The organism is Roseovarius sp. MBR-51, from assembly GCF_053628575.1.
The window spans coordinates 1-24,164 of the sequence record NZ_JBRJGQ010000026.1 but is presented as its reverse complement, the minus strand read 5'-3'; the positions used below and the strand labels follow the sequence as shown (position 1 = coordinate 24,164).

General features: G+C 60.6%; 30 protein-coding genes and 1 pseudogene. 23 read left to right on the top strand and 8 right to left on the bottom strand.

What is annotated here, in order from left to right; translation table 11 throughout:
* Window positions 1-70: 70 nt before the first annotated feature.
* Window positions 71-421 (top strand): zincin-like metallopeptidase domain-containing protein, encoded by a 351-nt coding sequence (locus tag ACSSVY_RS21080; RefSeq protein ID WP_454271864.1) that lies wholly within the window; start codon window positions 71-73, stop codon window positions 419-421.
* A 162-nt stretch (window positions 422-583) separates the two neighbouring features.
* On the opposite strand, the gene ACSSVY_RS21075 is transcribed toward ACSSVY_RS21080, so the two are convergent.
* The gene (locus ACSSVY_RS21075) at window positions 584-1,474 is read right to left on the bottom strand and encodes a LysR family transcriptional regulator (RefSeq protein ID WP_454271862.1); all 891 of its coding nucleotides are present in this window, start codon (window positions 1,472-1,474) and stop codon (window positions 584-586) included.
* Between the two features lie 166 nt (window positions 1,475-1,640).
* Between ACSSVY_RS21075 and ACSSVY_RS21070 the strand changes: the two genes are divergently transcribed.
* The 9 genes from ACSSVY_RS21070 (at window position 1,641) to ACSSVY_RS21030 (ending at window position 10,353) form a co-directional block, all read left to right on the top strand.
* Window positions 1,641-2,540: a DMT family transporter gene (locus ACSSVY_RS21070; protein WP_454271860.1), complete on the top strand. Its 900-nt coding sequence runs from the start codon at window positions 1,641-1,643 to the stop codon at window positions 2,538-2,540.
* 237 nt (window positions 2,541-2,777) lie between these two features.
* Window positions 2,778-3,167 carry a DUF3768 domain-containing protein gene (locus ACSSVY_RS21065; RefSeq protein WP_454271859.1) on the top strand — a complete coding sequence of 130 codons (390 nt, stop codon included), beginning with the start codon at window positions 2,778-2,780 and terminating at the stop codon, window positions 3,165-3,167.
* Between the two features lie 214 nt (window positions 3,168-3,381).
* Entirely contained in the window at window positions 3,382-4,413 is a 1,032-nt protein-coding gene (locus ACSSVY_RS21060; RefSeq protein WP_454271857.1) for an IS110 family transposase, read from the top strand.
* Window positions 4,414-4,879: 466 nt separating this feature from the next.
* Entirely contained in the window at window positions 4,880-6,862 is a 1,983-nt protein-coding gene (locus ACSSVY_RS21055) for a ParB N-terminal domain-containing protein (protein ID WP_454271855.1), read from the top strand.
* Window positions 6,863-6,938: 76 nt separating this feature from the next.
* On the top strand, window positions 6,939-7,532 hold the full coding sequence (locus ACSSVY_RS21050; RefSeq protein ID WP_454271854.1) for a regulator: 594 nt from the start codon (window positions 6,939-6,941) through the stop codon (window positions 7,530-7,532).
* Window positions 7,532-8,185: a DUF6927 domain-containing protein gene (locus ACSSVY_RS21045; RefSeq protein WP_454271852.1), complete on the top strand. Its 654-nt coding sequence runs from the start codon at window positions 7,532-7,534 to the stop codon at window positions 8,183-8,185. The genes ACSSVY_RS21050 and ACSSVY_RS21045 overlap by 1 nt, the downstream gene beginning before the upstream one ends.
* A 124-nt stretch (window positions 8,186-8,309) precedes the next feature.
* Window positions 8,310-8,636, top strand: a complete 327-nt coding sequence (locus tag ACSSVY_RS21040; RefSeq protein ID WP_454271851.1) for a type II toxin-antitoxin system PrlF family antitoxin — start codon at window positions 8,310-8,312, stop codon at window positions 8,634-8,636.
* On the top strand, window positions 8,633-9,151 hold the full coding sequence (locus ACSSVY_RS21035; RefSeq protein ID WP_454271849.1) for a type II toxin-antitoxin system YhaV family toxin: 519 nt from the start codon (window positions 8,633-8,635) through the stop codon (window positions 9,149-9,151). The genes ACSSVY_RS21040 and ACSSVY_RS21035 overlap by 4 nt, the downstream gene beginning before the upstream one ends.
* Window positions 9,152-9,378: 227 nt before the next feature.
* Window positions 9,379-10,353, top strand: a complete 975-nt coding sequence (locus ACSSVY_RS21030; RefSeq protein ID WP_454271847.1) for a hypothetical protein — start codon at window positions 9,379-9,381, stop codon at window positions 10,351-10,353.
* 150 nt (window positions 10,354-10,503) lie between these two features.
* On the opposite strand, the gene ACSSVY_RS21025 is transcribed toward ACSSVY_RS21030, so the two are convergent.
* The 7 genes from ACSSVY_RS21025 to ACSSVY_RS20995 form a co-directional block, all read right to left on the bottom strand.
* Window positions 10,504-10,671, bottom strand: coding sequence for a hypothetical protein (locus ACSSVY_RS21025; protein ID WP_454271846.1), 168 nt, complete (start codon window positions 10,669-10,671; stop codon window positions 10,504-10,506).
* The gene (locus ACSSVY_RS21020) at window positions 10,668-11,066 is read right to left on the bottom strand and encodes a hypothetical protein (RefSeq protein WP_454271845.1); all 399 of its coding nucleotides are present in this window, start codon (window positions 11,064-11,066) and stop codon (window positions 10,668-10,670) included. Before ACSSVY_RS21020 ends, ACSSVY_RS21025 begins: the two co-directional genes overlap by 4 nt.
* 31 nt (window positions 11,067-11,097) lie before the next feature.
* The gene (locus ACSSVY_RS21015; protein WP_454271843.1) at window positions 11,098-11,634 is read right to left on the bottom strand and encodes a hypothetical protein; all 537 of its coding nucleotides are present in this window, start codon (window positions 11,632-11,634) and stop codon (window positions 11,098-11,100) included.
* 12 nt (window positions 11,635-11,646) lie between these two features.
* Window positions 11,647-12,117, bottom strand: coding sequence for a hypothetical protein (locus ACSSVY_RS21010; RefSeq protein WP_454271841.1), 471 nt, complete (start codon window positions 12,115-12,117; stop codon window positions 11,647-11,649).
* Between the two features lie 52 nt (window positions 12,118-12,169).
* Entirely contained in the window at window positions 12,170-13,135 is a 966-nt protein-coding gene (locus ACSSVY_RS21005) for a response regulator (protein ID WP_219436513.1), read from the bottom strand.
* Window positions 13,132-14,313 carry a sensor histidine kinase gene (locus ACSSVY_RS21000; RefSeq protein WP_454271839.1) on the bottom strand — a complete coding sequence of 394 codons (1,182 nt, stop codon included), beginning with the start codon at window positions 14,311-14,313 and terminating at the stop codon, window positions 13,132-13,134. Before ACSSVY_RS21000 ends, ACSSVY_RS21005 begins: the two co-directional genes overlap by 4 nt.
* 131 nt (window positions 14,314-14,444) lie before the next feature.
* Complete coding sequence (locus tag ACSSVY_RS20995; protein WP_454271837.1) at window positions 14,445-14,921, bottom strand: molybdopterin-dependent oxidoreductase; 477 nt, start codon at window positions 14,919-14,921, stop codon at window positions 14,445-14,447.
* Window positions 14,922-15,077: 156 nt separating this feature from the next.
* Between ACSSVY_RS20995 and ACSSVY_RS20990 the strand changes: the two genes are divergently transcribed.
* From ACSSVY_RS20990 to ACSSVY_RS20930, 13 genes and pseudogenes are all read left to right on the top strand, one after another.
* Entirely contained in the window at window positions 15,078-15,533 is a 456-nt protein-coding gene (locus ACSSVY_RS20990; protein ID WP_454271836.1) for a hypothetical protein, read from the top strand.
* 1 nt (window position 15,534) lies between these two features.
* On the top strand, window positions 15,535-15,885 hold the full coding sequence (locus tag ACSSVY_RS20985; RefSeq protein WP_454271834.1) for a hypothetical protein: 351 nt from the start codon (window positions 15,535-15,537) through the stop codon (window positions 15,883-15,885).
* Entirely contained in the window at window positions 15,885-17,294 is a 1,410-nt protein-coding gene (locus ACSSVY_RS20980; RefSeq protein WP_454271832.1) for a vWA domain-containing protein, read from the top strand. Before ACSSVY_RS20985 ends, ACSSVY_RS20980 begins: the two co-directional genes overlap by 1 nt.
* A complete protein-coding gene (locus ACSSVY_RS20975) occupies window positions 17,291-17,746 on the top strand; it encodes a hypothetical protein (RefSeq protein ID WP_454271830.1) in 456 nt (151 codons plus the stop codon). Before ACSSVY_RS20980 ends, ACSSVY_RS20975 begins: the two co-directional genes overlap by 4 nt.
* A 26-nt stretch (window positions 17,747-17,772) precedes the next feature.
* Window positions 17,773-18,297, top strand: a complete 525-nt coding sequence (locus ACSSVY_RS20970) for a hypothetical protein (protein WP_454271828.1) — start codon at window positions 17,773-17,775, stop codon at window positions 18,295-18,297.
* The gene (locus tag ACSSVY_RS20965) at window positions 18,294-18,776 is read left to right on the top strand and encodes a hypothetical protein (protein WP_454271827.1); all 483 of its coding nucleotides are present in this window, start codon (window positions 18,294-18,296) and stop codon (window positions 18,774-18,776) included. The genes ACSSVY_RS20970 and ACSSVY_RS20965 overlap by 4 nt, the downstream gene beginning before the upstream one ends.
* Window positions 18,773-19,300 carry a hypothetical protein gene (locus ACSSVY_RS20960; RefSeq protein ID WP_454271825.1) on the top strand — a complete coding sequence of 176 codons (528 nt, stop codon included), beginning with the start codon at window positions 18,773-18,775 and terminating at the stop codon, window positions 19,298-19,300. Before ACSSVY_RS20965 ends, ACSSVY_RS20960 begins: the two co-directional genes overlap by 4 nt.
* Entirely contained in the window at window positions 19,297-19,785 is a 489-nt protein-coding gene (locus ACSSVY_RS20955) for a hypothetical protein (protein WP_454271824.1), read from the top strand. Before ACSSVY_RS20960 ends, ACSSVY_RS20955 begins: the two co-directional genes overlap by 4 nt.
* 29 nt (window positions 19,786-19,814) lie before the next feature.
* Entirely contained in the window at window positions 19,815-20,324 is a 510-nt protein-coding gene (locus tag ACSSVY_RS20950) for a hypothetical protein (protein WP_454271822.1), read from the top strand.
* 277 nt (window positions 20,325-20,601) lie between these two features.
* Window positions 20,602-20,793: pseudogene (locus ACSSVY_RS20945) on the top strand (DUF6927 domain-containing protein); the annotation flags it as partial.
* Window positions 20,794-20,897: 104 nt separating this feature from the next.
* A complete protein-coding gene (locus tag ACSSVY_RS20940) occupies window positions 20,898-21,197 on the top strand; it encodes a type II toxin-antitoxin system RelB/DinJ family antitoxin (protein ID WP_044353023.1) in 300 nt (99 codons plus the stop codon).
* Complete coding sequence (locus ACSSVY_RS20935; protein ID WP_454271820.1) at window positions 21,184-21,459, top strand: type II toxin-antitoxin system RelE/ParE family toxin; 276 nt, start codon at window positions 21,184-21,186, stop codon at window positions 21,457-21,459. Before ACSSVY_RS20940 ends, ACSSVY_RS20935 begins: the two co-directional genes overlap by 14 nt.
* 106 nt (window positions 21,460-21,565) lie before the next feature.
* Window positions 21,566-24,076: a strawberry notch-like NTP hydrolase domain-containing protein gene (locus ACSSVY_RS20930; protein WP_454271818.1), complete on the top strand. Its 2,511-nt coding sequence runs from the start codon at window positions 21,566-21,568 to the stop codon at window positions 24,074-24,076.
* Window positions 24,077-24,164: the final 88 nt, after the last annotated feature.

The window sequence follows — 24,164 nt, the reverse complement described above, 5'->3', positions numbered from 1 at the left end:
ACTATAGTCTTATGCAGCAGCAAAACGACAAAAACCGCAGGAAACAAGACTTCGCCTGAACAAGCGCGGCATAATCCGAAGCGCGGCATTATGGGTCTTATGCCGACATCGGCATAAGATCCATGCCACGAAAGCCCCGCATCGGCTGAACCGTGACTTCGGGTTCTCGAAGTTTGGCAACACGTCCTATGCGCGCGAGGAGATCGTCGCGGAACTGACCTCGGTGTTTCTGGGGCAGACGCTCGGCTTCACGGCGCATACGCTCGAGATGAATGCCGCCTACCTCCACAACTGGTTGCGCGTTCTTCGGTCGGACAAGGGCGCGATCTTCCGGCACGCCGCGGACGCGCAGCGGGCCTGCGACTATCTGATCGCCAGATCGGAGGCCGGCAGGGCAGGGGGCAGCGCCGAGGCCGCTTGACCTATGCTTTGCAGCAAAGCAGAAAATGGCAGCTGTGAGCCCATTTTAGCCGATGCTATAAAGTGCTTGAACTGCTGCGATGCAAGCGAAGTCCAAATCGTTTGCAGCAATTTGGGACATTCATAGGAGGCATTGATCTGGAGATTATCTCGGCGACAAGGATCAGACAGCCAGGGCCAAGCTGCCCTTTCGTCCAATGTCTGACTCAATCCCGGCTATCAAGTTGTCCAGCGCAGGGTTGCGCGCTCGGCGCGCTCGGCGAACGACATAGCTCAATGCGGGCGGCGTGGGCAGGCGGTCGTCGATGATCTGCATCTCTGGCGTCAGGTGCCGCGCGCTCAGCAGCGCCACGCCCAGACCGGCGCTGACGCCGGTGGCGATGCCCGCAGCGCTGGAGCATTCGAAGACCGTCTCCAGCAGGTCACCATCATCCTGCCCAACGTCCAGCGCCCAGCGACGGTAGAAGCACTCTTCATCGAACGACAAGAACGGGATCGGCCCATGCTCGGGAAGCGTGAGATCCGGCGCCTTCACCCAGTGCAGCCCCTCCCTGAACACCACGACGTCAGTCGGGCGCACCTCATGGTCGAAGACCTGCATGATCGCGGCATCGATCTCACCGCGCTCCAACAACTCACGCAGCACGAGGCTCATGCGGACCCGTGTGCGCACTGCCACCTGCGGATGCAAGCGCCGGAAGCGCCCGAGGACGCGCGACAGGTCCGTAAGCGCTGTGTCTTCGGTCAGCCCGAGCCTGATACGTCCGGAAAGGTCCGTTCGTGTCAGGCTGAGCAGCGCCTCGTCGTGCAGGGCCAGGATGCGCTCAGCATAGCCCAGAAGTTCTTCGCCCGCCGCCGTGAACATCGGGCCGCCAGCCCTGCGGGCGAGGAGCGCGCAATCGAGACTTTCCTCGAGACGCTTCGTCTTATGGCTGACTGCCGATTGCGTAAGCCCGAGTGCCTCAGCCGCGCGGGTGACGCCACCATGCTGCCGGATCGCGCGCAACACCCTGAGCGCGTCGATCTCAAGACGGCGAGATTTCAAATCGGCCATGTCGGTATCCTTGACGTTCAGCCTTGAACATGACGGCTCATTCATTGCGCGGCAAGGAAGTATTACTTATCTGTTGGTATTGTCATCGATCAATCTTGATTTGTCATGTGTAGCCTCGTCGGAAAGACGCTAAGGCGGGGTACATGATAATATTCCCGAGCGCCCGATGACCGATCTTGCCCTGCCCAGCCCCGCTGCCCATCGCCATCCGTTGCTGTGGCCCTGCCTTGCGGCGCTGCTAATCTTGGGCTGGAGTTCGGGCTTCGTCGGCATCCGCTACGCCAACCAGGAAGCCAGCGTCGCCTTGCTGCTGTTCTGGCGCACGCTGCTCTCAGGAGTGATCCTCTTGCCATTTGCACTGGCCTTCGGACCACCGCTGCGCCGTCGTGCCGTGCTGTCGCAAATGTGGTTCGGCGTGATGGCGGTTTTCCTATACCTTGGCGGCTTTGCGTTGGCGATCGAGCAGCGCGTGCCGACCGGGCTCGTGGCGCTGATCGCGGACCTGCTGCCCCTCGCCGTCGCGGTCCTGTCGCAGCCCGTCCTCGGTGAGAGGCTGACGCAGCGACAATGGCTGGGCACTGCAATCGCCATCGCTGGCGTTCTGATTGTGTCTGTGGACAGCCTCGGACTGGGGGCGGCACCGCTCTGGGCCTACGGGCTGACCGTTGGGTCCATGCTGGTCTTTGCATTCGCCTCGGTGCTGATCCGAGGATCGAAATCGCTGGCGATGCCGATCCACCAGAGCCTGTGCATTCACAGCCTGACCGGCGCTGTGCTGTTTGGTCTTTGCTCGCTGGCGATTGGCGATGGGCTGGCGCCGCCCCTGACCCGTGGTTTTGCCATTGGGATGGCGTGGCTGGTCCTGATCGGAACCTTCCTGGCCTATGCGGTCTATTACACCAGCCTGCGGCTGTTCCCTGCCGCCAAGGTCAGTGCCGCCATCTACTTGAGCCCGCCAGTCACCATGCTCTGGGCTTGGTCGCTGTTCGGGGAATCCTTGACCATGGCCATGTTCGTCGGGCTGGCGATCACGCTGGTCGGAGTGTGGCTTACCTCGCGGGGATGAGTGGACTTTCCACGAAACACGATCAGACGGGCGCGATGACCTATTCCGGATTGAAAGTTGTGTGACGGTGCAATGGATAGTTGCCATTAGGTCGGATCTGGCGGACTGACACTTTGTCCCGCTGAGCGGACTATTGGAACTGTTTGGTTCGGGCAGGTTTGGACGGGTCCTTCCGACCGGCGGAAAAGAGAAAGCGGGCTTTGGGAAGGGTGTTTCAACTTCTCAAAGGAGATCCCCATGCCCATGACCCTTCAACCCCAGCCAGACCGTCCGAATCCGACCGTGATCGCGGCGCAGAACGACGCGTTTCGCAAGCTCGCATGCCTCGGAGTGCCGCCCGCGCAGCCCATCCAAGGCCGCATGCATGTGACCCGTTCGCTCATGGAGACCGATGACGGCTTCATGGCCGAGGCGGTGAAGGCGACTGGTGCGTTCGATACATTCGAGCCTGAGAATGATCCCGAGGGATGGCACGATTTCGGGGCGGTCGAGATCCGGGGCGAGACCGTGTTCTGGAAAATCGATCTCTATGAAGCAGACTCGGATTTCCGCTACGGGGCTGAGACCCCGGACAATCCCGCCACCACCATGCGCGTGCTGACCATCATGCTGGCGCGCGACTGGTAGGGCAGGGGACACCCCCTCCTGATACTCCAGGCGATGAAGGCCCACTGACCCCTCAAAGGGAAAGATGCCGTAATGGGGCTTTCGGCGAATCGAGCACGTTTCGCTTGTTTGTCAGCATGATCTGAAGTGCCGTTGCCCTTGATGCGCCTGCAGCGCGTCTACGAGGTCGTATGTTTCCATGCGCCTCAATTCCTAAGAATAGAAGGGCAACAACATGAATGTATTTATCGGATTGGATGTATCTCTGGCAAGCACTGCGATTTGTGTGCTGGGGCCACAGGGGAGGATCGTTGAAGAATTACAGGCGGAGAGCGAGCCTGAGGCATTGGTACGTGCAATAGCGTCATTGTCATATTCGATCGATGCGATCGGGCTCGAAGCCGGACCTTTGTCCCAATGGCTGAGCAAGGGAATGGAAGAAGCTGGCTTTGACGTGGTCATGATGGAAACACGATTGGTGAAGGCAGCCTTGAAAGCCATGCCGATCAAGACCGACAGGCGCGATGCCCAGGGCATTGCGCGCTTGCTTCAAATGGGATGGTACAGGCCCGTGCACCGCAAATCTGTGTCCTCCCAGGAAATCCGCGCGTTGCTGACGGCGCGCAAGTCAGTTCAGCAGGCCATCATCAACCTTGAGCTTTCGATGCGGGGTGTTCTGCGAAACTTTGGCATGAAGCTGGGGCATGTCACCCGGATTAGGTACGAGGCCCGGGTGAGGGAACTGGTTGAGCAGAATGAGATCCTGTCCGCGTCGACTGAGGCTCTTCTGCGCGCGCGTTCCCAGTTGCGCGCCGAGTTGGCTGACTTGGATGCCAAAATCGCGGGTCTGGCAAAACACGACGATGTTTGCCGTTTGATGATGACGATGCCGGGTGTCGGTCCGATCGTCGCTCTGACAGTCAAATCTGCGATTGATGATCCGACCCGCTTTGCGCGGTCGAAGGATGTCGGACCGTGGGCGGGGCTTACGCCAAGGCGCACGCAATCCGGAGAGATGGACATCGTTGGACAAATCACGCGAGCCGGTGATCGCGGGCTTCGAACCGCGTTGTATCAGGCAGCGATGATCCTGATGCACCGTGGTGCCCCGAACTGGCTGCAATCTTGGGCACTTAAAGTAGCGCACAGGCGTGGAGCGAAGAGGTCCATGATTGCACTTGCTCGACGCATTGGCGTCGTCTTGCACCGCATGTGGATAGACGGCACGCCGTTCCGCTACACGCGGAACTCCGGCGCGACTGCATGAGCGGGAAGCTTCAAGGACAATTCAGAGCGGAGGGTTGAGCTGCGCCTCATGACAGGTACGTCGAGGTCCCTTGCCGGGACGAGGTTCCTGGAGATGCCGAAGGCCCGCAAGTTATCAGCAAATGCTGAATACGCGGGAAAGATGGGCACCCAGGACCAGATTTGGACCAGGCATAGAGTGGCAGCTATGAGGCTGACTACGGACGGAAGAACGAAGCCCGGGTAGGGGGTGTCCCTCAGTCCTGATGTGCGGTTGCAGTGAAAAAGGAAAAGTAAGCTTTTGAATTTGTGTCTTAAACTTGGTGAGGAATGAGATCTTCGCCGGGATTTTTGACTTGCCCGAAACCCTTGACAGAGGCCCGCCCCATTACGGAAGCGGGCCTTTTGTCGTGGTGATCCCTGAAGCCGGGGATTGGTCACGCGCATGAAGGCGCGGGCCACACCTCACCCACCTGGAAGGATATCCCATGACCACAAGCTTTGCCCCTCTCACCGTCGCCATCGGCGATCTGGTCCCGCATCCAGCCAATGTGCGCAGCAACGCGCCGGAAACCTATGATCCTGAGAACATCGCCCATCTGAAGGCCAGTATCGCTGTGCTGGGCCTGCTCCAGCCGCTTCTGGTTCAGAAGCTTGACGGCAAATATGCTGTCCTCGCCGGTGGGCGGCGCCATGCAGCCCTGAAGGAGCTGATCGCCGACAAGGCCACCAAGGGGTTCACGGCGAAGACCAAGGTGGACTGCCGCCTCGTGCCGGAAGACTGCGACGTTACCACTGCACTGTCGCTGGCCGAGAACATCACCCAGGCACCGATGAATGCCATCGACGAGTTCGAGGCCTTCGCCCGGATGATGGAGGTCGACGGCCAGACGCCCGAGACCATCGCAAAGACCTTCGGCGCCACGGTGGCGGCCGTGAAAGGCCGGTTGCGCTATGGCCTTATCCACCCCGACATCCGCGCCGCAGCCCGGGGCAAGGTGATCACGCTCGACACGATGAAGGCCTTCGCCGAGCACCCGAGCCAGGAGGCGCAGCGCGAGGTCTTCGAGGCGCTCACGAAGGACGGCGGCTATCTGCAGGCCTATACTGTCCGACAGGCCCTCAAGTCCCGCGGCGTGCAGGTCAGCGACGATATCGGGGCTTTCGTGCGCGAAGACTACGAGGCGCGCGGCGGCACCGTCGCAGCCGATCTGCTGGATGAGCATTCCGTGCTTGAGGATGCGGCTCTGGTCGAGACCATCTTGCTCGAGAAGCTCGGTGCCGCTGCCGAAGAGACCCGTATGAGGCTGGGCTTTGCCTGGGCCGATGCGATGGTGCGCTATGATTACGCGACCATGGCCGACTACGGCCGCGTTTATCCCGGCCCGATCGATCCGGATGAGGCTGCCCGGAAGCGCATCGATGAGATCACCGCAGAACTCGAGAAACTGCAGCTCGAGATGGAGGATGAAGGGCTCGAGGAGGACGCCTACAATGCCCTCTACGAACGTGTGGACGCTTTGGAAGAGGAAGCGCGCGATCTGCAGGAAGCCTACAGCGCCGAGGACCTCGCGCGGTCTGGGGTGATCGCGTCCTGGTCGGGCGGGCAGGTGACCCTCCATGTTGGCCTCGTCCGCCCGGAAGACACCGTCAAAAAGGAGGGCGCGCGCGGCTCCTCGGCTAGCCCGACCGGGGAGGAGGCCCCAGACGCCGGCGAAATCACCTACCCGGCCTCGCTGGCCGAGGACCTCAAGACAGAGCGGGCCATGGCCCTTGGCGCCGCGATGGCGCTGCATCCGGAGGCCACGCTCGATCTGACGCTCTTCAAGCTGGTCAGTGACGTTCTGGCCAGCGGCATGAGTGTCACGCAGGCGATCAAGATCGATGCCCGCAAGGAATACCGCAGCCATGCCAAGATGGACGAGATCGACGAGACCTCGCTCGAGCAGGTGGCGGAGGCACATGATGCGCTTGATCTGTCCTGGCTCGATGACACCCGCGCGCCCGCCGATCAGTTCGCGGCGTTTCGCGCGCTGGAGGCAGGCGAGAAGGCCAAGCTCGTGGCCTTTGCAACCGCCAGCACCACGCAGTCCTGCTTCGCGCGGGACCGCCAGCGCGATAGCCTGATGCATGCGTTCGAGATCGAGATCATGCCCGACATCCGCGCCCACTGGACGCCGAACGCGGCGCTCTTCAACCGCTTCAAGAAGGCTTGGCTCCTGAAGATCCTCGGCGAGGATCTGGGTCTCGCCCAGGAGGCGGTGACGCTCGCCTCGTCGAGCAAGAAGGAGATCGTCGCCTTTTGTGACAAGCTCTTCGCCGAACCCTTCGCCACACTCACGGACGCGCAGCGCGCTGCCGTGGCCGCCTGGTGCCCGCCCATGATGCAGACCGCCGGTGTCGCCTGTGATGAGGCGGAGCCCGCTGCGGAAACCCCGGAGCCTGACAGCGAGGTCCCGCAAGCGGCCTGAGTCCTCACGCGACCCGCGCGTGGATCATGCCACCCGCGCGGGTCGACCCTTCCAAACCGAACAGAAAGACATCCCCATGGCTATTCTCAAGTTCCCTGCGTCCGCTGTCGCGGCGCAAATCGCCCATGCGCGCGCCTGCAAAACCTTCCTGCCCAACTGGAACGGACCCGTGGACAGGCCCGCCCTGATCCTCATCGTCGGCAATGGTGTGCATCTGCGCTCAAACGGCATCGATGGCACGACCACCCGCATCGTCACCACCGAACAGGCCGATCCGTCCTTCGCCTTCGCCGAAGGCATGAACCCGTTTCGGGACACCGACTGGATGGCGCAGCGCCGCATGGCGTTTCGCGATCTGACCGGCCAGTTCTACACCGACATCCTGGATGAGGTGCAGGTGCTCATCGACCGGGGGCGGGGGGCCATCCGGCTCGCCACCGATGGCCACAGCATCTGCGTCCTCAAACGCCGGGCCTCGGACTATTTGATCGGCGGGACCTACGAAGTGCCCTCAGGCCTCGGCGGCACCTTCCGGGTCATCCTCAAGGACGCCTGCGACACCTTCGCGATCGTGCAGAACTGCGGCAATTGCGAGGATTTCGACGCCATGCAGCCCTACCGCGTGCCGCTCGATGCGCTGATGGAACTCGATGATCGGAGGGCGGCCTGATGGGATGGCTCTTCTACACCGACCGCCGCGTCAAAACCTACGCGGATGAGAAAGCGGAGATTGCCCGGCTCTGCACCTCTCATGGCGACAGGCGCAAAACCGAACTGGTGAAAGCCTGCAAGGTCGGCTCCACTTGGTATGCGGCGGCAAAGGTCACCAATCTTGACGGCACCCCTGTCGAGGACACGACCTATGTCACAGATGCTGATGGCTCGATCACCTTCGGAGCTGTCTTCCTCACCCGATATGACGACGGCTGTTGGGGATACAAAGACATGGAGGAAAGCGCAGGACCAGTCGAATCTCGCGCACCACTGAGCCTGTTGGCCCTGCTGTCCGAGCTGAAAGACCCAGACAGCTACGCCCAGGACTGGCGTCAGCGTTGCCGGGACTGGGCTGCGATCCCGGACTACGAGGAGGGCGACAGGATCAAGCTCGCCGCGCCTGTGACCCTGACCGATGGCAGTACATGCCAGATCGTCACCGCGACGCACTACAGGCGGGGTCGGCAGAAACGCCGCTGCTACCGCATCGAGGAAACCGGTGGGCTCGTACGCCTGTCAAAGGCCTCGCTTGCGGGCTCGGAGCTGCTCAGCTCTGCGAAAGTCGCGGCCAGTCCTGTGCTGGCGGAGTTCCTGGCGGGGCGAGAATAGGTCTGCGCCTGACCGTTCATCGACCTGCCCGGCGACAGCAGATCCTGCGGCTTTTCTTGACAAGGCAATGCAAATGCATTACCTATCGCGGGCAGAATAGAACCTTTTCTTTCAGGAGACTGCCATGACAGCCCTCGCACAAGATGTCTCGAAGCTCACGGATCGGTATCAGACGACCGTGCCGGCGGGTGTGCGCAAACAGCTCAAGCTGGGCAAGGGCGACCAGATTCGCTACTGCACCGAGCCGAGTGGCAGGGTCTATATCGAGCCCGTGCGCCGCGACGAGGAAGATCCCGTGCTCGGCGCCTTTCTCGATTTTGTCGAGGCCGATATCAAGGCGCATCCGGACCGCATTCGGGCGTTCGATGGGGCTTTGCATGACCGTCTTGCAGCACTGGTCGGAGATGTTGACGTCGATCTCGATGCACCGCTATCGCTCGAGGATGAATGAGCGGCGATAGCGAGCCCGCCCAAGCGCCCCTTGTCGTAAACGGATGGTCGATTTATGCGCATCCGCTCTTTCTGGACCAGCTCGAAGGGCTGACCTTGGAGGTCGAGGCGCGTAAGGCACGCGATCCAAAGACCTGGCGCAAGAAAAACCCGACGAAACGGCTGGCCGCCATCTTCAAGCTGGTCACCGAGGCCATACCGGCAGATCCGGGTGCCGCAGCCTTCCGGCAAGGCGGCACGCTCGGGGATCACCGCAAGCACTGGTTCCGGGCGAAATTCTTCCAGCAGTATCGGTTGTTCTACCGCTTCAACAGCGATGCGAAGGTCATCGTGGTGGCCTGGGTGAACGACGACAAGACCCTGCGCGCCTATGGCAGCAAGACGGATGTCTATGCGACGTTCAAAGGGATGCTGGAAGACGGCAACCCACCTGACAATTTCGACGCGCTCTTGAAGGAAGCAGCGGCGGCGGACAAGCGGTTCGAAACTTCCCTTGAAGCGGCGCCAGATCTTTAAGCGGCCAGTAGAAGGCTAGCCGTGAACCGTGCGGCATTTCCGGTTACGACGCCACGCTCCGAGATTTTGCAACGATTTCTTAGCATCAAAGCCGCTCAGGACCATATCTCGGGCCGAACTTCTGCATATCTCCGATAACCCCGTCAAACGAAGGGGGCGGGCTCTCGTTTTTCCATGCCACATTGGGCGCGGAATACTGACTACAGAAACATGCATGAGGACTGAGAATGTGGGATTTTTCGTTTCGCCGCAGCTTGGGGTTGATGGTGCAGACATTACCCTTTGTGATTTTGCGTATGGCGGTCTACTTCGGAGCAGCGCTGGCCTATGTTCTTGTTACCGGAACTGGTGCAGGTCTCGGTTGGGGCATTGGCGCACTTGGCGATGACGGGTTTCGGACCTCGGCAACTTTTTTTGGAGGCGTGACTGGCTTCGCAATCGTGTCGATCGTCATGTACTGGTTGCGCGAATACATTCTCTACATCGTCAAGGCTGGCCATATCGCCGTCATGGTTGAGCTGATCGACAACCGACCAATGCCCGAAGGCCGCAGCCAGATCGGGCATGCGCAAGCAATGGTGCGCGAAAGGTTCAGCGAGGCAAGCGTGCTCTTTGCCATCGACCAACTGGTCAAGGGCGTGCTGCGCGCCATTACTGGCCTGATCCGCGGTGTTTTCACCCTGCTGCCAATCCCCGGGGTAGGGCAGCTTGTCACGATCCTTCATGCTTTTCTGAATATCGCAGTGGGCTTCATCGACGAAGTCATACTCGCGCACGGAATGCGCACCCGTGCTAGCGATCCTTGGGGGTCGGCGCGCACTGCACTTGTCTTGTATGCGCAGAATTACCGTCCGATGCTCAAGAACGCAGCCTGGATAACTTTGTTTGTTTACGGGCTGACGGCAATTGTCTTCTTTGTGATGCTGGCCCCCGCAGCACTCATCAGCAACCTTTATCCCGGCGGCCTGTCAGGAATAGGCATTGTGGTTGCCTTCATTCTGGCATGGTCCGTGAAACAGGCCCTACTCGAACCACTCGCCGTGGCGTGTTTGTTGCAAGCCTATTTCCGCAAGGTCGAAGGTCAAAGCCCAGATCCGCAATGGGATGCCAGGCTGGATCAAATGTCGCAGAAGTTCCGCGAGCTGAAGGCAAAGGCAATGCCTGAAAGCACAAACGCAGCGGAGAGCGAAGGGATGGCGTGATAAAGGCGCATAGACGTCGCCATAATGACAATCGTCGACTTGCCCGGGGGCATGTAATTTCCTGCGGCTTTGACCCAAGGCGCTAGGAGCGCGTTCTCCGAGGCCGGCACTTCCTCTGCCTTCGCAACATTCAGGTTGAAGCGCGGATCATCACCCGGACAGGCGCATCCATACCGTGCGGCGCGCTTCGATCGGCATGCCCTGAACGACTGAATCGATCTGCATGATCCCGTAAAGGGTCGCCCAGTCTACCGCCATCATCCGGTAGGTAAACTCCATCGTCACGCCGTCGATCACAGCGGTCGACGTGCCGATCAACCTTGGTAACTCGAGCTGGGAACACCCTGCGGCCAAAGCCACATCCTCGGGAGAGCGGAGCGGCTCGGGATCTCGGGGTTATCGATATCTACGACCCAGGGCGGCTCTTCTGCCGGCCGCAGGACAAGCGGTTCCTGCGCCTCGGGGTGGGTGGCCTGCAACGTATCGCCTAGCTGAAAGATCGTGATCGTCTCAACCTCGCCATCACCCGGGAATGGCAGGATCATGCCACCCATAAGGACGTAGTCCGCCTGATGCTCGATCAGCCAGTCACCGGTGAACACTTCCTGAATTTGCTCCCAGTTACCTGCACTTGACGTACCACAGAGCGGCGGCTCTTCCGCAAGTGCCGGAGTAGCCATCACCATGCCAAAAACGCACAATATATTTTTCATGTCGTCCTCCTTCTGCAACTTTTCGCGACCGTCATTCTTCGACAAAGAACGGTGTGTCGAACGCGCCCTCGATCGGGCGGCAGTTGTCAGGGTCGACCTCTTCCCCGAGGCCATCAGCAAAGCAGAGAACACCCCGGAAACTGCCAGCGGCATGACCTTCGTCGCCCTCTACCGATAACGTCGCGAAAGTCACTTCCAACGGCTCTGGCGCGCCCTCAGACAGCCAGAACTGCATGTTTCCATTGGGTTGGGCATAGGTCACGCTGGTTGAAATAGGTGCCGTCTCCGGTCCGGGCGTGTGCGACCTGAAATTGGCTTCAACGACGAAATTGCCGTCTTCCGTCATCAGGGTCAGCGAGGAAAAATTGTTGAGGGTCAGAAATAAGTTGGCCGTCGGCGATACCAGATCACCATCGGTCACAATGACAGTTGAACGCTCGAAGGTTTCGTCATCAAAGGTGGCCGTGATCTTGCCGATTTCCTCAACCTTCCACGCATGGGCCGGAAGGGCAAGAAATGGCAAGGCGAATGCCAGAAGCGACAAGGTTTGTGACGGGAATGATTTCATGATGCGTCCTCCTTAACTGCAATTCGGTGTCGTCAGCTGGAATGCGCCGGCATCGGATACTTGCGCCTGACCTTCTGCGATCAAGGCCTCGCCGATGGCTCGAAAGTCGTCATCAGCCAGTCCCAAACCGTCAAGTATCTCGTTGATGTTTGAACGGTCGACGACACAACCGGCAGCCTCGATCGCCGCGACAGCACGTGCGGTCTGTGTTCTGGCGGTCGCTGTGCACGCCGGCGTGGTCAGGCGGAATATTCCGATTTGGGACACATCGGCGAGGCCTTCGGCGACAAGCTCTTCGCCGATCACGCGGAAAGCCTCGTCGCTGAGCCCGAGGCCGTTGAGAACCGCGTTGATGTTCGTGTCGTCGATGGTGCACCCGGCAGCTTCGATCGCGGCGACAGTACGCTCTTTCTGGGTTTCTGCATGGCCTGCGGTGGCAATGGCGGCGATGCAGGCTAAGAAAAGAAGGAATATCTTGGTCATGGCCGCTGTCTTCTTTCTATTTGGTTGGTTTCTAGCAAGCGTTGTTAAGGTCTTACGGGTCGGTCCACACCATCGGTATTGACCGAACAAGTCCCAACAGGTCGGCCTGACGGCGGATCCCCGTCTTGTCAAAGATGTTGCGCAGGTGGAACGCGACGGTGGTGGACGACACATCAAGCCGTTCCGCCACCTGATCGCGCCGCAGCCCTTCAGCGATCAGACGAGCGACACAGGCCTCGGTCGGCGTGAGGTCGAACAGCTGGCGCAGCGTCTCGGCATCCAGCGCCTGCTGATGCGCGGGATCGGAGATGGTGAGCATGGCTGCGATGCCGTCTTTTCCGGCGACCTGTCCAAGGGGCCGCCCCAGTACCATAAGGCGGCGTCCCTCCGTTTCGAGCATGAGCGCCGCCTCGGCCACTTGGCCAGAGGCGACCTGTCGGGCCAGTGCCATAAGGTTGCGGCCATCCTCGCCCTCGACGCCGATGCGAGGGCCAAGATCGATCTTGGCCTGTCGCGCCAGGACTTGCGCCGCGTAATTGGCATGGCGCACGCCGCCATTCTTTCCCAGCAGGACCACGCCGACAGCCAGCCGATCCAGCACCGCCGTGCCGGGCCCATCGCGGCTGGACGACCGCAATCGCGCCACCTGGTCGAGCCGCGAAGCGATCATGGCACGCAGAAGATCGTAATCAATCGGTTTTGTCAGGTAGTCGTCCGCACCGGCCCGGCGTCCCTCGATCATCTGTTCGCGCGAGGACAACGCGGTCAGGAACACGAAGGGAATGTCATTCAAATTGGGCCGGGTGGCCCGTAAACGCGCCAGCAGGGCGTGGCCGTCCATACCGGGCATGACGATGTCGCACAGGATAAGGTCAGGGCGTCGGCTGTCCAGCTGCATCAGAGCGTCCCGTGCGTCGCCCACCGCAATCACCTGATAGCTCGCCTCGCGCAGCTCGGCAGCGATGTCATCGCGCAACGAAGGTTCGTCCTCGATGCATAGGATCAGCGGGGCGGTCATGTCACCACCTTGGCCGGCAGGCTCAACCGCGCGGTCAGCCCACCGCCCTCAAGCGGTTTCAGCATCAGATCGCCGCCCTGAAGGCGTGCAAGATGGCGCGCCAGCGGCAGCCCCAGACCCGATCCCGGCAGATCGCGATGCCGCGCACCGCGCACGAAATTCTCGAAAGCGGCGGCCATTTCTTCCGGTGTCATACCTGCCCCCTGGTCGCAAACGTCGCATATGGCGAGTTCGCCGTTTTGAAGCGGCCTCACGTCAATCTCGCTATGGCGCGGTGAATAGAGCAAGGCATTGCTCAGCAGGTTTGACAGTATCTCGCTTGTCAGGACGGGATCGCAGATTGCAGTGACGGGATGGTTGCCGGTCCGAAGCGTGACGCGGTTGCCCGCATGCAGATCCTCGATGACGGTCGCGGCAATTCTGTCAAGATCGTGACAAGCCAGTTCGGGCGCAACCGCACCCCGGTCGACCCGCGCCATCATAAGTGCAGTGTCGGTCAAACGGACAAGGCGCGCCACCGCCTGCCGCGACACATCCGCCTTGGTGCGGATCACCTCGGGCGCGGGCGGTTTGCCGGACCGGGTCAGGCGATGCATCGCGCTGTCGATGACCGCAAGTGGCGTCCGCACCTGGTGTGCGATCAGGTCTGCGAACCGCCGATAGCCTTCTGAAGCGGCACGTTCGTGGATCAGGTCGCGTTGTAACCGCTCGGCGCGGAGCCGGTCTAACCGCGCCTGCATCAGGCGTCTTTCGCGGTCGACAAGCAAAACGGCGAGTGCAGCGCCCGAAATCAGAGCCCCGATAATCGCAGCCAGCGCCAGAAGGTGCAGCTTGCTCAACTGATCCAGACGCTCGGACCGCACCTGCCACTCCCGGGACATGACTTGGCTCGCCTTCTGGCGCAGCGCCGTCGACAAAGCAGAAACATGCGCCTTCAACGCTGCCTGGTCGCCCCCCTCAGCAGGATCGAGCCTGAGCAAGCCGTCCCGCCAACCCATCAACCCCTCTGCAAGTCCGGCCTCGCTAAGGAAACGCCATTGGGGCCCGTCACGCAGGAGATTCAAGCGCGAGACCAGAAGGTCATAACGCAGCAGCACCACGTCGGAGTTCGCATCGTTTGAAAGGGCGGCAGAGAGAGACTGCGCCTCGATCTGGGTCTGGCCGAAGATCCAGGTCATATTCTGGGTTGCCGAAATCTGCATTTGCCTTTCGATGCGTATGATGTTGGAGGCTGCAATAACCAGCAGCCCCAGACAGACAACAATCAGGGCGCCGAGGCCGCTATAGCGCCAGCGCGCGCCCAATCGGTTCATTGCACATGCAGCGCGTTGAGTTGCCAGACCCAGCGCATGTCATAGCGGATATCGGCCAGCACGCCGTGATCGTCACGTGGGTACACAATCCAGACCGGCCCTTTGTCACGCGGTGTGAGTGCAATGCCGTCCATGTAAAGCGCCGCGATCACGTCGAACTCGTGGAAATCATCCATCGGGATGTCGATCACGTAGTCGTTGAGCGCGCGCGCCATCACCGTGTCGCCATTTGCCTCAGCACGATCGAGGATATCGCGCATCAACACACCCCGGAATACAGGCTGGCCATCGGTCACGGTGGTTGAAGTCGCGATCTCGTGCCACTCCAGCGCGTCGAGATCTGCGCGTGTGAGCTTGACCTCTCCGCCGGCGACGTCACCGGTCAATGTCAACAGCACCTCTTGCGCAACCGCCCCTGACGCACCAAGCGCTATCAGAACTGAACCAAAGAGCAGACGTTTCAGGGCTATCATTGGCCATTTTTCTTGAGGAAATCCAAAACCGATCGAAGGATAGCATGCAAAATCGCATCGTGCCCACTCCAAACGAACGGGGCGCAATCCTTCGGACGGGTTTAAGCTGCCGAAATTCCGGACAGGGGATAGAAGTTGCGAACCACACCACGTTTCATGGATGCGTTATGCCTCGTTCTGGGGCTTATGGCAGGTAGTGCGTCAGCGCAGGATCAGGCAGGGTTTGTTACCGGAAGTCTGGGGGATGCGCCGCTTGAACTGACAGTCTCGCATGACTTTTCGGACGCAACCATCATAGGAACCTATCTCGATGCGTCCCTTCTTGCCACGCAAGTCGACGGGGCCGAGGGGCCGGTGACGCTGATCCTAACTTTCAACGGAGAACTGCCTGATCTTGCGGAAGTGACAGTGGAAATTGCCTTTGCGCGCGAGATGGGTCGCAACTGGTCAGGCGACGAGAGCGGCCTTTCGCTAAAGCTTGACACGGTTGATGCAACCGATGGCGTGATCGCCGTCGCGGGCACCGTCACCGGCGAGGTAAGCGGCGGCCCTGCGCAAGAGACCTTGCCGGTGACATTCAGCTTTAACGCCCGAATGAAGGAATTGGACTGATATGTGGCGCCTCAGCCTTGCACTGATCTTTTTGACCACCCCACTTTGTGCAACCCCGGTTGATGGTGTCTATGACGGCTTCGATTGTACCGCGCCCGTCAGCGACCAGCGTGTGACGATCCAAGGCGATCGACTGACTTACTATGAATCAAGTTGCCGTCTGACTGATCCACAGGCTGTCGAAGGTTGGGAAGGCGCAACGCTTTACTGGGCCAACTGCCGTGGTGAAGGGCAGGATTGGCGCGAACGGACACTGCTGATGACCCGAATGGGCGGCGATCTTATCGTTATTGGCGATGGGTGGGCCGAGCGCTATGCGCCGTGCCTCAACCAACTACAGGAGGCCGATTGATGCGCGTGACAATCCTTGCAGCACTGCTGTCCGGCGCAACTCCGCTCTTGGCGGATACCGCAACAGTGGTCGTGTTCGACGCCTCCGGTTCGATGTGGAACCGTCTCGAAGGCGATCTGAGCCGCATAGAAGTGGCCCGCGATGTCATGGGCAACTACTTCGTCGATCGTAAGCCTGATGCGCCCTACGCGATCGTTGCTTATGGTCACAATCGCCGGGGAGATTGCAGCGATATCGAGGTGGTCACGCCAATGGGCCAGCATATCGGTGCTGGACAGGCCAACCTCATCGTGGGGCTTACCCCACAGGGGATGACACCTCTCACCGACGCGCTGCGGGTCGCCCGCTTTCAGATCCCGCCAACCGCCGAGTCAGCAGATATCGTACTGATTACCGACGGGCTGGAGAATTGCGGCGGCGATCCTTGTGCGCTTGCGGCGCAGTTTGCAGCCGAGGGCATCGACCTGCGCGCGCATGTTGTAGGCTTTGGAATGACACCGGGCGAGGTGCAGGCCCTGGCTTGTGTTCCCGACCAGACGGGCGGGCTTCTTCTGGAAGCTGCGACCGGGGCGGAACTGGCGGCTGCCCTAGCGCAGGTGACACTCACTGAACCTGTTGCGATCACAGTGGATATGTCGCTTTTCGCCGTGTCCGCCGAGACGTCCGCGCCGCTAGGTGCCGCCGACTGGCGGATCACCGATGCCGATGGCCAGCTTGTCGCGGAAGGTGAAGGACGCGATCCTTTCGACATTGCTCTGCCGCCAGCGGAATATGGCATTGCCGCCACGGCACCAGGGCATACCGGCGAAATGCTTTTGACTGTCAGTCCTGACATGGTACAGCGCGTCGCTGTGCCGCTGATCGAGGATCGTCCCGAGGCGTCGCTTGATGCGCCCGGGACCGTACCGGCAGGCGGCACGCTGGATGTGGACTGGACTGGACCTGATGCCGATGGCGATCGCATCACTCTCGCAAGGCCCGAAGCGGTAGCGGGCGATATACTGGCGGTGACGCTGACCCGGCGCGGCACCCCTGCGACACTGCATCTTCCCGACGAAACCGGCCTGTTCGAGCTGCGCTACGAGCAATATGAGCCGCAGCGCATCCTTGTGACGCGCCAGATCTCGCTTAACGCAACCGAGGCCGGCATCGCAGCACCCGTCGGCGTCCCGCTCGGTGAGAGGTTCGAAGTTGACTGGACCGGCCCCGGCGGACCAAAGGACGAGATCGTTCTGGCCGAGATCGGATCGCCCGACGATGCGCGGATCACCGCGACGCAAACGCGATGGGGATCTCCGGCGAAACTGAAGGCGCCCGACGTGGAGGGCACCTATGAGCTGCGCTACCGCGTAGGCGCATCTGGCCGCATCCTTACGCGCACCCAATTCACCATCGGAGGCACTGAATGACTCGTATCGTCGCGTTCCTGACAGCCGTCGGCCTGCTGGCAGCCTGCATGCCGACGGATCAAGCTTCCTTTGACGAACCTTCCGCCAGGTTCGTCAGTTTTGCCCCTGTCAAACAGGATCGCAGCGGTTCCTGCATCGTCGGATTTACGGTCACCTACCCGGAAGACATATCGGCTCACAAACGTCGCATCACGATTGAGGAACCAGCCCTCGGCACTTCAACCAGCTACGATCTGCCGATCCCCGCGCTCGGCCCCTCGGGCGCGTTCACACAGCAAGCTGGCATGGTCACCTTTGCCGGGTTGGGCAATGGCACCGTCATCGATTGCAGTCCCGAACTTACCAGGCGCACCCTGACAATTGGCAGCTGCGCAGAGGGCCAATGTGCGCCCGCTCGTTTTGTTCCGGATGCGTCGTTGGCATCTTTGGGGCTTCAAGGGAGGGTCCAATGATGATCCGAGCAATACTATCCGCCTTGTTGATCGCGCTGACCAATCCGGCGCTGGCCCAGCATAACACCGCTATTCAAGATGAGATCTGTTCGGAGACCCCGCGCGGTTCGGAGCGGCTCGACCTGCGGCGGATCGGGCCAATGCTGGAAGGAAGCGGGACTGAGATATCAAAGGGCATCGGAATGACGATGGGCGTTCATGGGAACGAAGCCGAGATTATCTATGACCGCATGCGCAATCGGCTTTACCTTAGCAGTGACGGGATGCAGACCGAACTGGTGCCGGTGCGGGGCGGCAACAGGGAATTGCGTTACGATTTCACTGCGCAGAGAGCTATGCCACGAGAGATGTTCGCGATCGAACCGGAGCTGACCGAATGGGCCTATGTGCTGGGTTGTGACATCGACCTTGCTCCGCAGTTTTCCTGGCAAATCGGTAGCGGCACACGGCGCGCGGATGGCATCATCAGCTTCTTGTCGGAAACGGACGCGATCGGAACAAAATGGAACTCAGGGAGGGGCGCCCGTGAAGTAAGCCTGACAAAGAGATGAGCAGCATGAAACAGATCCTTGCCCTTGTTCTTTCATTGATGGCGGCTCCGACATTTGCCCTCGACTCTATCGGCACAGTCACCGCACGGTTTGAAGGGGCGGACCTGTCATGGCAGGTTCTGACAACGGACGACGGCGCAGCGATGGTGCAGGTGAACAATATCGGCCCGCTGATCATGATAGACACGCATGCAATGGGCGATGGTGATGTCTATATCGGTCTCATCTTTCAGGGTGAACCCGCGATAGATGTAACGCCTGTCGGCATCACCATCGACATCAGTCCCGAAAGCGCCGCAGGCCCCGTCTGGAAAAGCGAAAGCGCAACTGTCACGCCGAAGCTGTCGATCGAAATGCTGAGCCTCGACGGCGCGGGCAGGATGGAGGCGGGCTTTGAAGCGATGCTGTGCCGCAGCGATGCCCCGGCGATCTGCGAAATGGTGACTGGCCGGATAGAGACCGATCTGGGACTGCCATGAATCTGTCCTCGCTGCTGGCCGATCCCTTACGCGTGGTGGAACAGAGTGACTCGGTGCTCGAAATCGAGAACCGCCCGACACGCCGTGCAACCATCACTTTGGGCGGTATCCTGCTTGCGGTTGCGATGGCCCTTGCCGCGATGGCCGACGGGGCCATCGGAACCGGTGTCTTGGTTTTGGCCGTGACCGGGTTTATTGGTTGGATGATCCTTCACGAGACTGTTCAACTTACGCAACTCCGCCTTGAGCGGCCCACCGATCAGGCTCGCCTGCGCGTGACCGGTCTCAAGGGCCGCCAGGAACAGAACCTCCGGCTGTCGAACGTGCACCGGGCAGAAACACGCATCCGCTATGGCAAGCAGACAAACCAGGAAACCATTGAACTCTACCTTGTCGGCTCTGAAGGTGACGGCATCAGCGAAACCTTGATCCCGTTGGGCCGGGCGGACACCGAAGACGTCATCCGCATGGCCAAGCTCATCACCTACTGGCTTGACGACGGACAACGCGGAGGCCAGCCATGATGGCCCGAACCAATACTCCCGACCGCTTCGAGGTCGAACTGGCGATTCCGCGCTTCATCCTGTGGTTCATGATGGCCCCTGTTGTTCCGGTCACACTGTTCGGATTGGTGAACCTGCTTGGCGGTGAGGTCCTGACGGGCCTGATCCTGCTTGTGGGCCTCAACGGGGCCTTCTACCTTGGCTATGTCGCGTTGTCCGAGCGTACCGTCCTCATACTCGACAAACAGAAAGGGCTGGTCACGATCGGCCGCGAGTCGCGGTTTCGCGCGCGTTCGGACGACTATCCTCTGGAGGCGCTGGACAGCGCGGAGCTTGACCGCAGCAATACCTCTGCGGAAAGCCGCACCACCTCGAAGGTGATGCTGGTCTTTCGGAACACCCGCCCTGCGACCCGGATTCCGCTGTCGGGTTGGGGTGTCTCCGGTGAAGGGCCGGGCAGGATCGCCGACGAAATCAATGACTGGCTACGCCACCAACAAATCTGATTTTTCAATGAAACATCTGGAGACCCGGCATGACCTTTAGACCCCACCTCGTCCTGGCAACCTGTCTGGCCACTACCCTTGCCACAGCCAACTATGCGCAAAGCTTGGGAACGGTGACACTGATCGTCGCAGACCAAGAGCGGACAATTCCGGTCTGGGCTGAACAGAGCGACTGGAGCGGTAGTGAAAGCTGGCCATCCATCAATATTTACGCACGCGACTTCAGTGACAACGGCGAAGAGCCCGCGTTGATAAGCCTGAGCTTCGAGGCTTCCGGTTGGCAGCCAAGCGTGCCCGAGATGGACATGGTTCTTTACGAGAACCGAAAATCCGTCGGAACGCTTTTTGCCCGCGAGGAGGAGCGCGGCGGATTGACCGTTATCGTCGATAGCCATGCCTTCGATGGAACATCACTAAGCCTGACCGGCAGCTTTGAAGCCATGCTTGGCCCCTCGGACAACTATGGGAACGATATCGACCTATCACAGGGCGTTTCGGTGACAGGCACCTTCGACGTCGTGCTGGAGACGCTGGAATAACTCTACACCTCAAGAGCAGCCCCGTTCAGAAATGGGCATGGCTAGAAGCGCATTTCGATTGCCAACGAGAAACGCCAATGCCATGCGCCGCGCGATTTATCCTGATTGCTTAAAATTGATCTGCTTAATCAGATAAAAGTGCTTTCTCCTGTCCGGTGGATTCTGTTCAAGCTCGGTAGGTTTTGCCTTGGTCACTTCACCAATAGGAAAAGAAAAAGCCTGCTTTGAGAAAAGTGTTTCAACTTTTCAAAGGAGGCCCCCATGACCATAGCATCACAGTACATGCCAGATCGTCACCGCGACGCACTACAGGCGGGGCCGGCAGAAACGCCGCTGCTACCGCATCGAGGAAACCGGTGGGCTCATACGCCTGTCGAAGGCCTCGCTTGCGGGCTCGGAGCTGCTCAGCTCCGCGAAAGTCGCGGCCAGTCCTGTGCTGGCGGAGTATCTCGCGGGGCAGGGTGGCTGAGTTTCCCGCTGAGACAACACCACGGGACCACGCGCGCGCATACTGCCGACTTGAATTCGTATCTCAAATGAGATACATCACGCCCATCAACTGGAGGACCATCCATGCCTGCCCAAACATCCATGCTTCATGTCCGTGTTGACGATCAGCTGAAAGCACAAGCTTCTGACGCACTTGCGGGCGTCGGTCTGACGCTCTCCGACGCGGTGCGTATTCTTCTGACCCGCGTGGCCGCAGAAGGCGGCTTGCCTGCCGGATTGACTGCTGATCCGGATGCCTATGACGCCTGGTTCAGGGCGAAGGTACAGGAAGCGCTGGACGATCCAAGGCCCACAACGCCCCATGCCAAGGCGATGCAAGACGCCCAGGCATTGATTGACGGGAAGCGCCTTGCCAAATCTTGAGTGGAAAGCCACGGCCATAGCCGACTTGCTGGCAATCATTGACTACATCTCTGACGACAACCCGGATGCCGCCCAAGTTCTCAAAGACGAGATTGAACACAAGACGTCCCTTCTTCCAGACCGCCCTCAAATGTATCGTGCGGGCCGTGTCGATGGGACCCGGGAGATGGTTGTTCGGCCAAACTACATCGTGGTTTATGTTGAAGGCCCTGAGATGGTGACCATTTTGCGCGTTCTTCATGCTGCGCAGCAGTGGCCATGATCGGGGTGCAGGCCCCCCGCTAAGAAATTGCCCGCTCTACGCCTTCAAAGTGTAGAGCGGGCTTTTTGTCCTTTGGAACTCAGACCCTGATCCAAAGGAATTCTCCATGTCCAAGCCTCTCTCAACGCTCCCCAATCCTGTTGAATCCGACGCTAACCTCACCTCTGCCCTCGCGCAGATCTGCGCGGAGATCGTCCACCAACCCCTGCGCAGTTCAGCGCTGGCGCGCATCATGCGCGAGACGTTTCATGGCAGCGATGCCGGCGGTGCCTGGGACTGGCGCATGGCCTATGACCTGATGCAGGCCGCGGCTGTCCAGGTGCTGCTGCGTGGGGACGGCGTGGCAGGTGACATCGCCGCTGCAAGGCTGCTTGCCTCGCGGCTGCTGACGGAAACGCGCCGGTCGGAGCAGCAAATCCGGTTGCAGCAGTTCTCCACGCCGTTGCCATTTGCGGCGCTGGTCTTGCGGGCTGCGGCGATCCGCAAGGGCGAGACCGTGCTGGAGCCCTCGGCTGGCACCGGTGCCCTAGCAGCTTTCGCCGCCCGGGCCGGTGCCACCCTTGTGCTCAACGAGATCGACCCCTTTCGCCAGAGCCTTTTGCGCGCGGTCTTTGGTGGCGATGTGACGGGCCATGACGGCGAGCATATCGACGATCTGCTTCAGACGCCGGTTCTACCCGACGTCGTGGTGATGAATCCGCCCTTCGCCTCCTCGGTCGACCGATCCCGCGACAAGCACATCGCTGCCAAACATCTCATTGCGGCTGCAAAGCGCCTGGCACCAGGTGGGCGCCTGGTGGCGATCATGCCGCCGGGGTTCACGCCCGAACGCGATGCCGCGCATTGGTCCCGCGCCTGCGGTCTCCTGACGCCACGATTGGCGCTGACGATGCCGGGGCAGGTCTACCGCAAGCTCGGCACCTCTGTCGAAACCCAGCTGATGGTCTTCGACAAGGTGCAGGAGGGCGGCGAAATGATCCGCGTCCCTGTGCGGGATCTGGATGAAGCCTTGGCATATGTTGATGCTGTGGCCTCAACCCGGACCGAGATGCGCCCCGTACAACAGGCAGCGGCGATCCCTAACGGGCGGCCGACCGTTCCATCCTCTGCTCCGCGCAAGACCGCCGCTGCGCCTGTCGCCGCCTCCAAACCCCGGGCCAATGCCGTTGTCCCGCTAGTTTTCACGAGCCTTGATATCCCGCGCGACAACACGCCCATCTCGGATATCTATGCGCGCTACCGTCCGCAGCGGATCGAGATCGCGGGTGCGCAGGAACATCCCACGCCGCTCGTTGAAAGCATCGCCATGGCCTCGGTTGCCCCGCCCATGCCCTCAAACACGGGCAGTGATGACTTGCGCCTGCCCGCACGGTTGATCGAGGAGGGACATCTGTCCGAGGCGCAGCTCGAGACCATCGTCATGGCACATGATGCCCATGGGTGTGATCTGCCCGGTCGGTTTACCATCGATGACGACCAGACCAAGCTGACGCGCGCCGATGATGACCCGGATGCACGTGCCTATCGCCTTGGCTATTTCCTCGGCGACGGCACCGGTTGCGGCAAGGGGCGCGAATGCGCGGGGCTCATTCTCGTGAACTGGCTGGCCGGTCGCAGAAAGGCGATCTGGGTCTCCAAATCCGCAACGCTTATCGAGGACGCGATCCGCGACTGGACCGATCTCGGCGGCTCGCCAGCCGACATCCAGCCGCTCTCCAAATGGAAACCGGACCAGTCCATCCCGATGGGCGACGCCATCCTCTTTGTCACCTACGCCACGCTGCGGTCCGCGGGCAAATGCGGCACCACGCGACTGAGCCAGATCCTCGACTGGATGGGCGAAGACTTCGACGGTGTGCTGGCTTTTGATGAAGCCCACGCCATGCAGAACGCGGCCGGGTCCGAGCAGGGCAGGGGGGTCAAACCCTCCCAGCAGGGCCTTGCCGGGCTGCGGCTGCAACTGGCAGCACCCCGCGCTCGCGTCTTCTACATCTCGGCCACGGGTGCCACGAGCGTTCACAACCTCGCCTATGCCGCGCGGCTGGGGCTCTGGGGGCAGGGCCCCGAATACCCCTTCCCAAGCCGCGAGAGCTTTGTGTCGGCGATGGAAGCTGGCGGTGTCGCCGCCATGGAGGTGGTCGCGCGCGATCTCAAGACGCTCGGGCTTTACACAGCGCGTGCCCTCAGCTTTGATGGCGTGGAGTATGACGTGCTCGAGCACGCGCTCACCCCGGCCCAGATCGAGATCTACGACGCCTATGCGGGTGCGTTTCGGACGATCCACCACAATCTCGAGGCGGCGTTGACTGCGACCGGCGTCAACGACGCCTCGGGCGAGACCAATGCCTCGGCCGCACGCGCCTCAGCCAAGTCCCGCTTCGAGAGCACGAAACAGCGCTTCTTCAACCATCTCCTGATGGGCATGAAAGCCCCGACCATCATCCGCGCGATCAAGGACGATCTGGCAGCGGGCAAGGCTTGCGTCATCCAGGTTGTCTCGACAGGTGAGAGCCTGCTGAAACGCCGACTTGAGACAATGGACCCGGAGGATGAACTCGTCGAGGGTGCCTTGACGCCGCGCGATTATGTTTTATCCGGAGTTCCGGATAAAACATAATATGCCGCGTCACCGTTATGCGGAGTTCGGGATTTCAACCTGTTGTTCTGATGATTCATTTTCGGGTTTCCACTTTGGATAATCATGA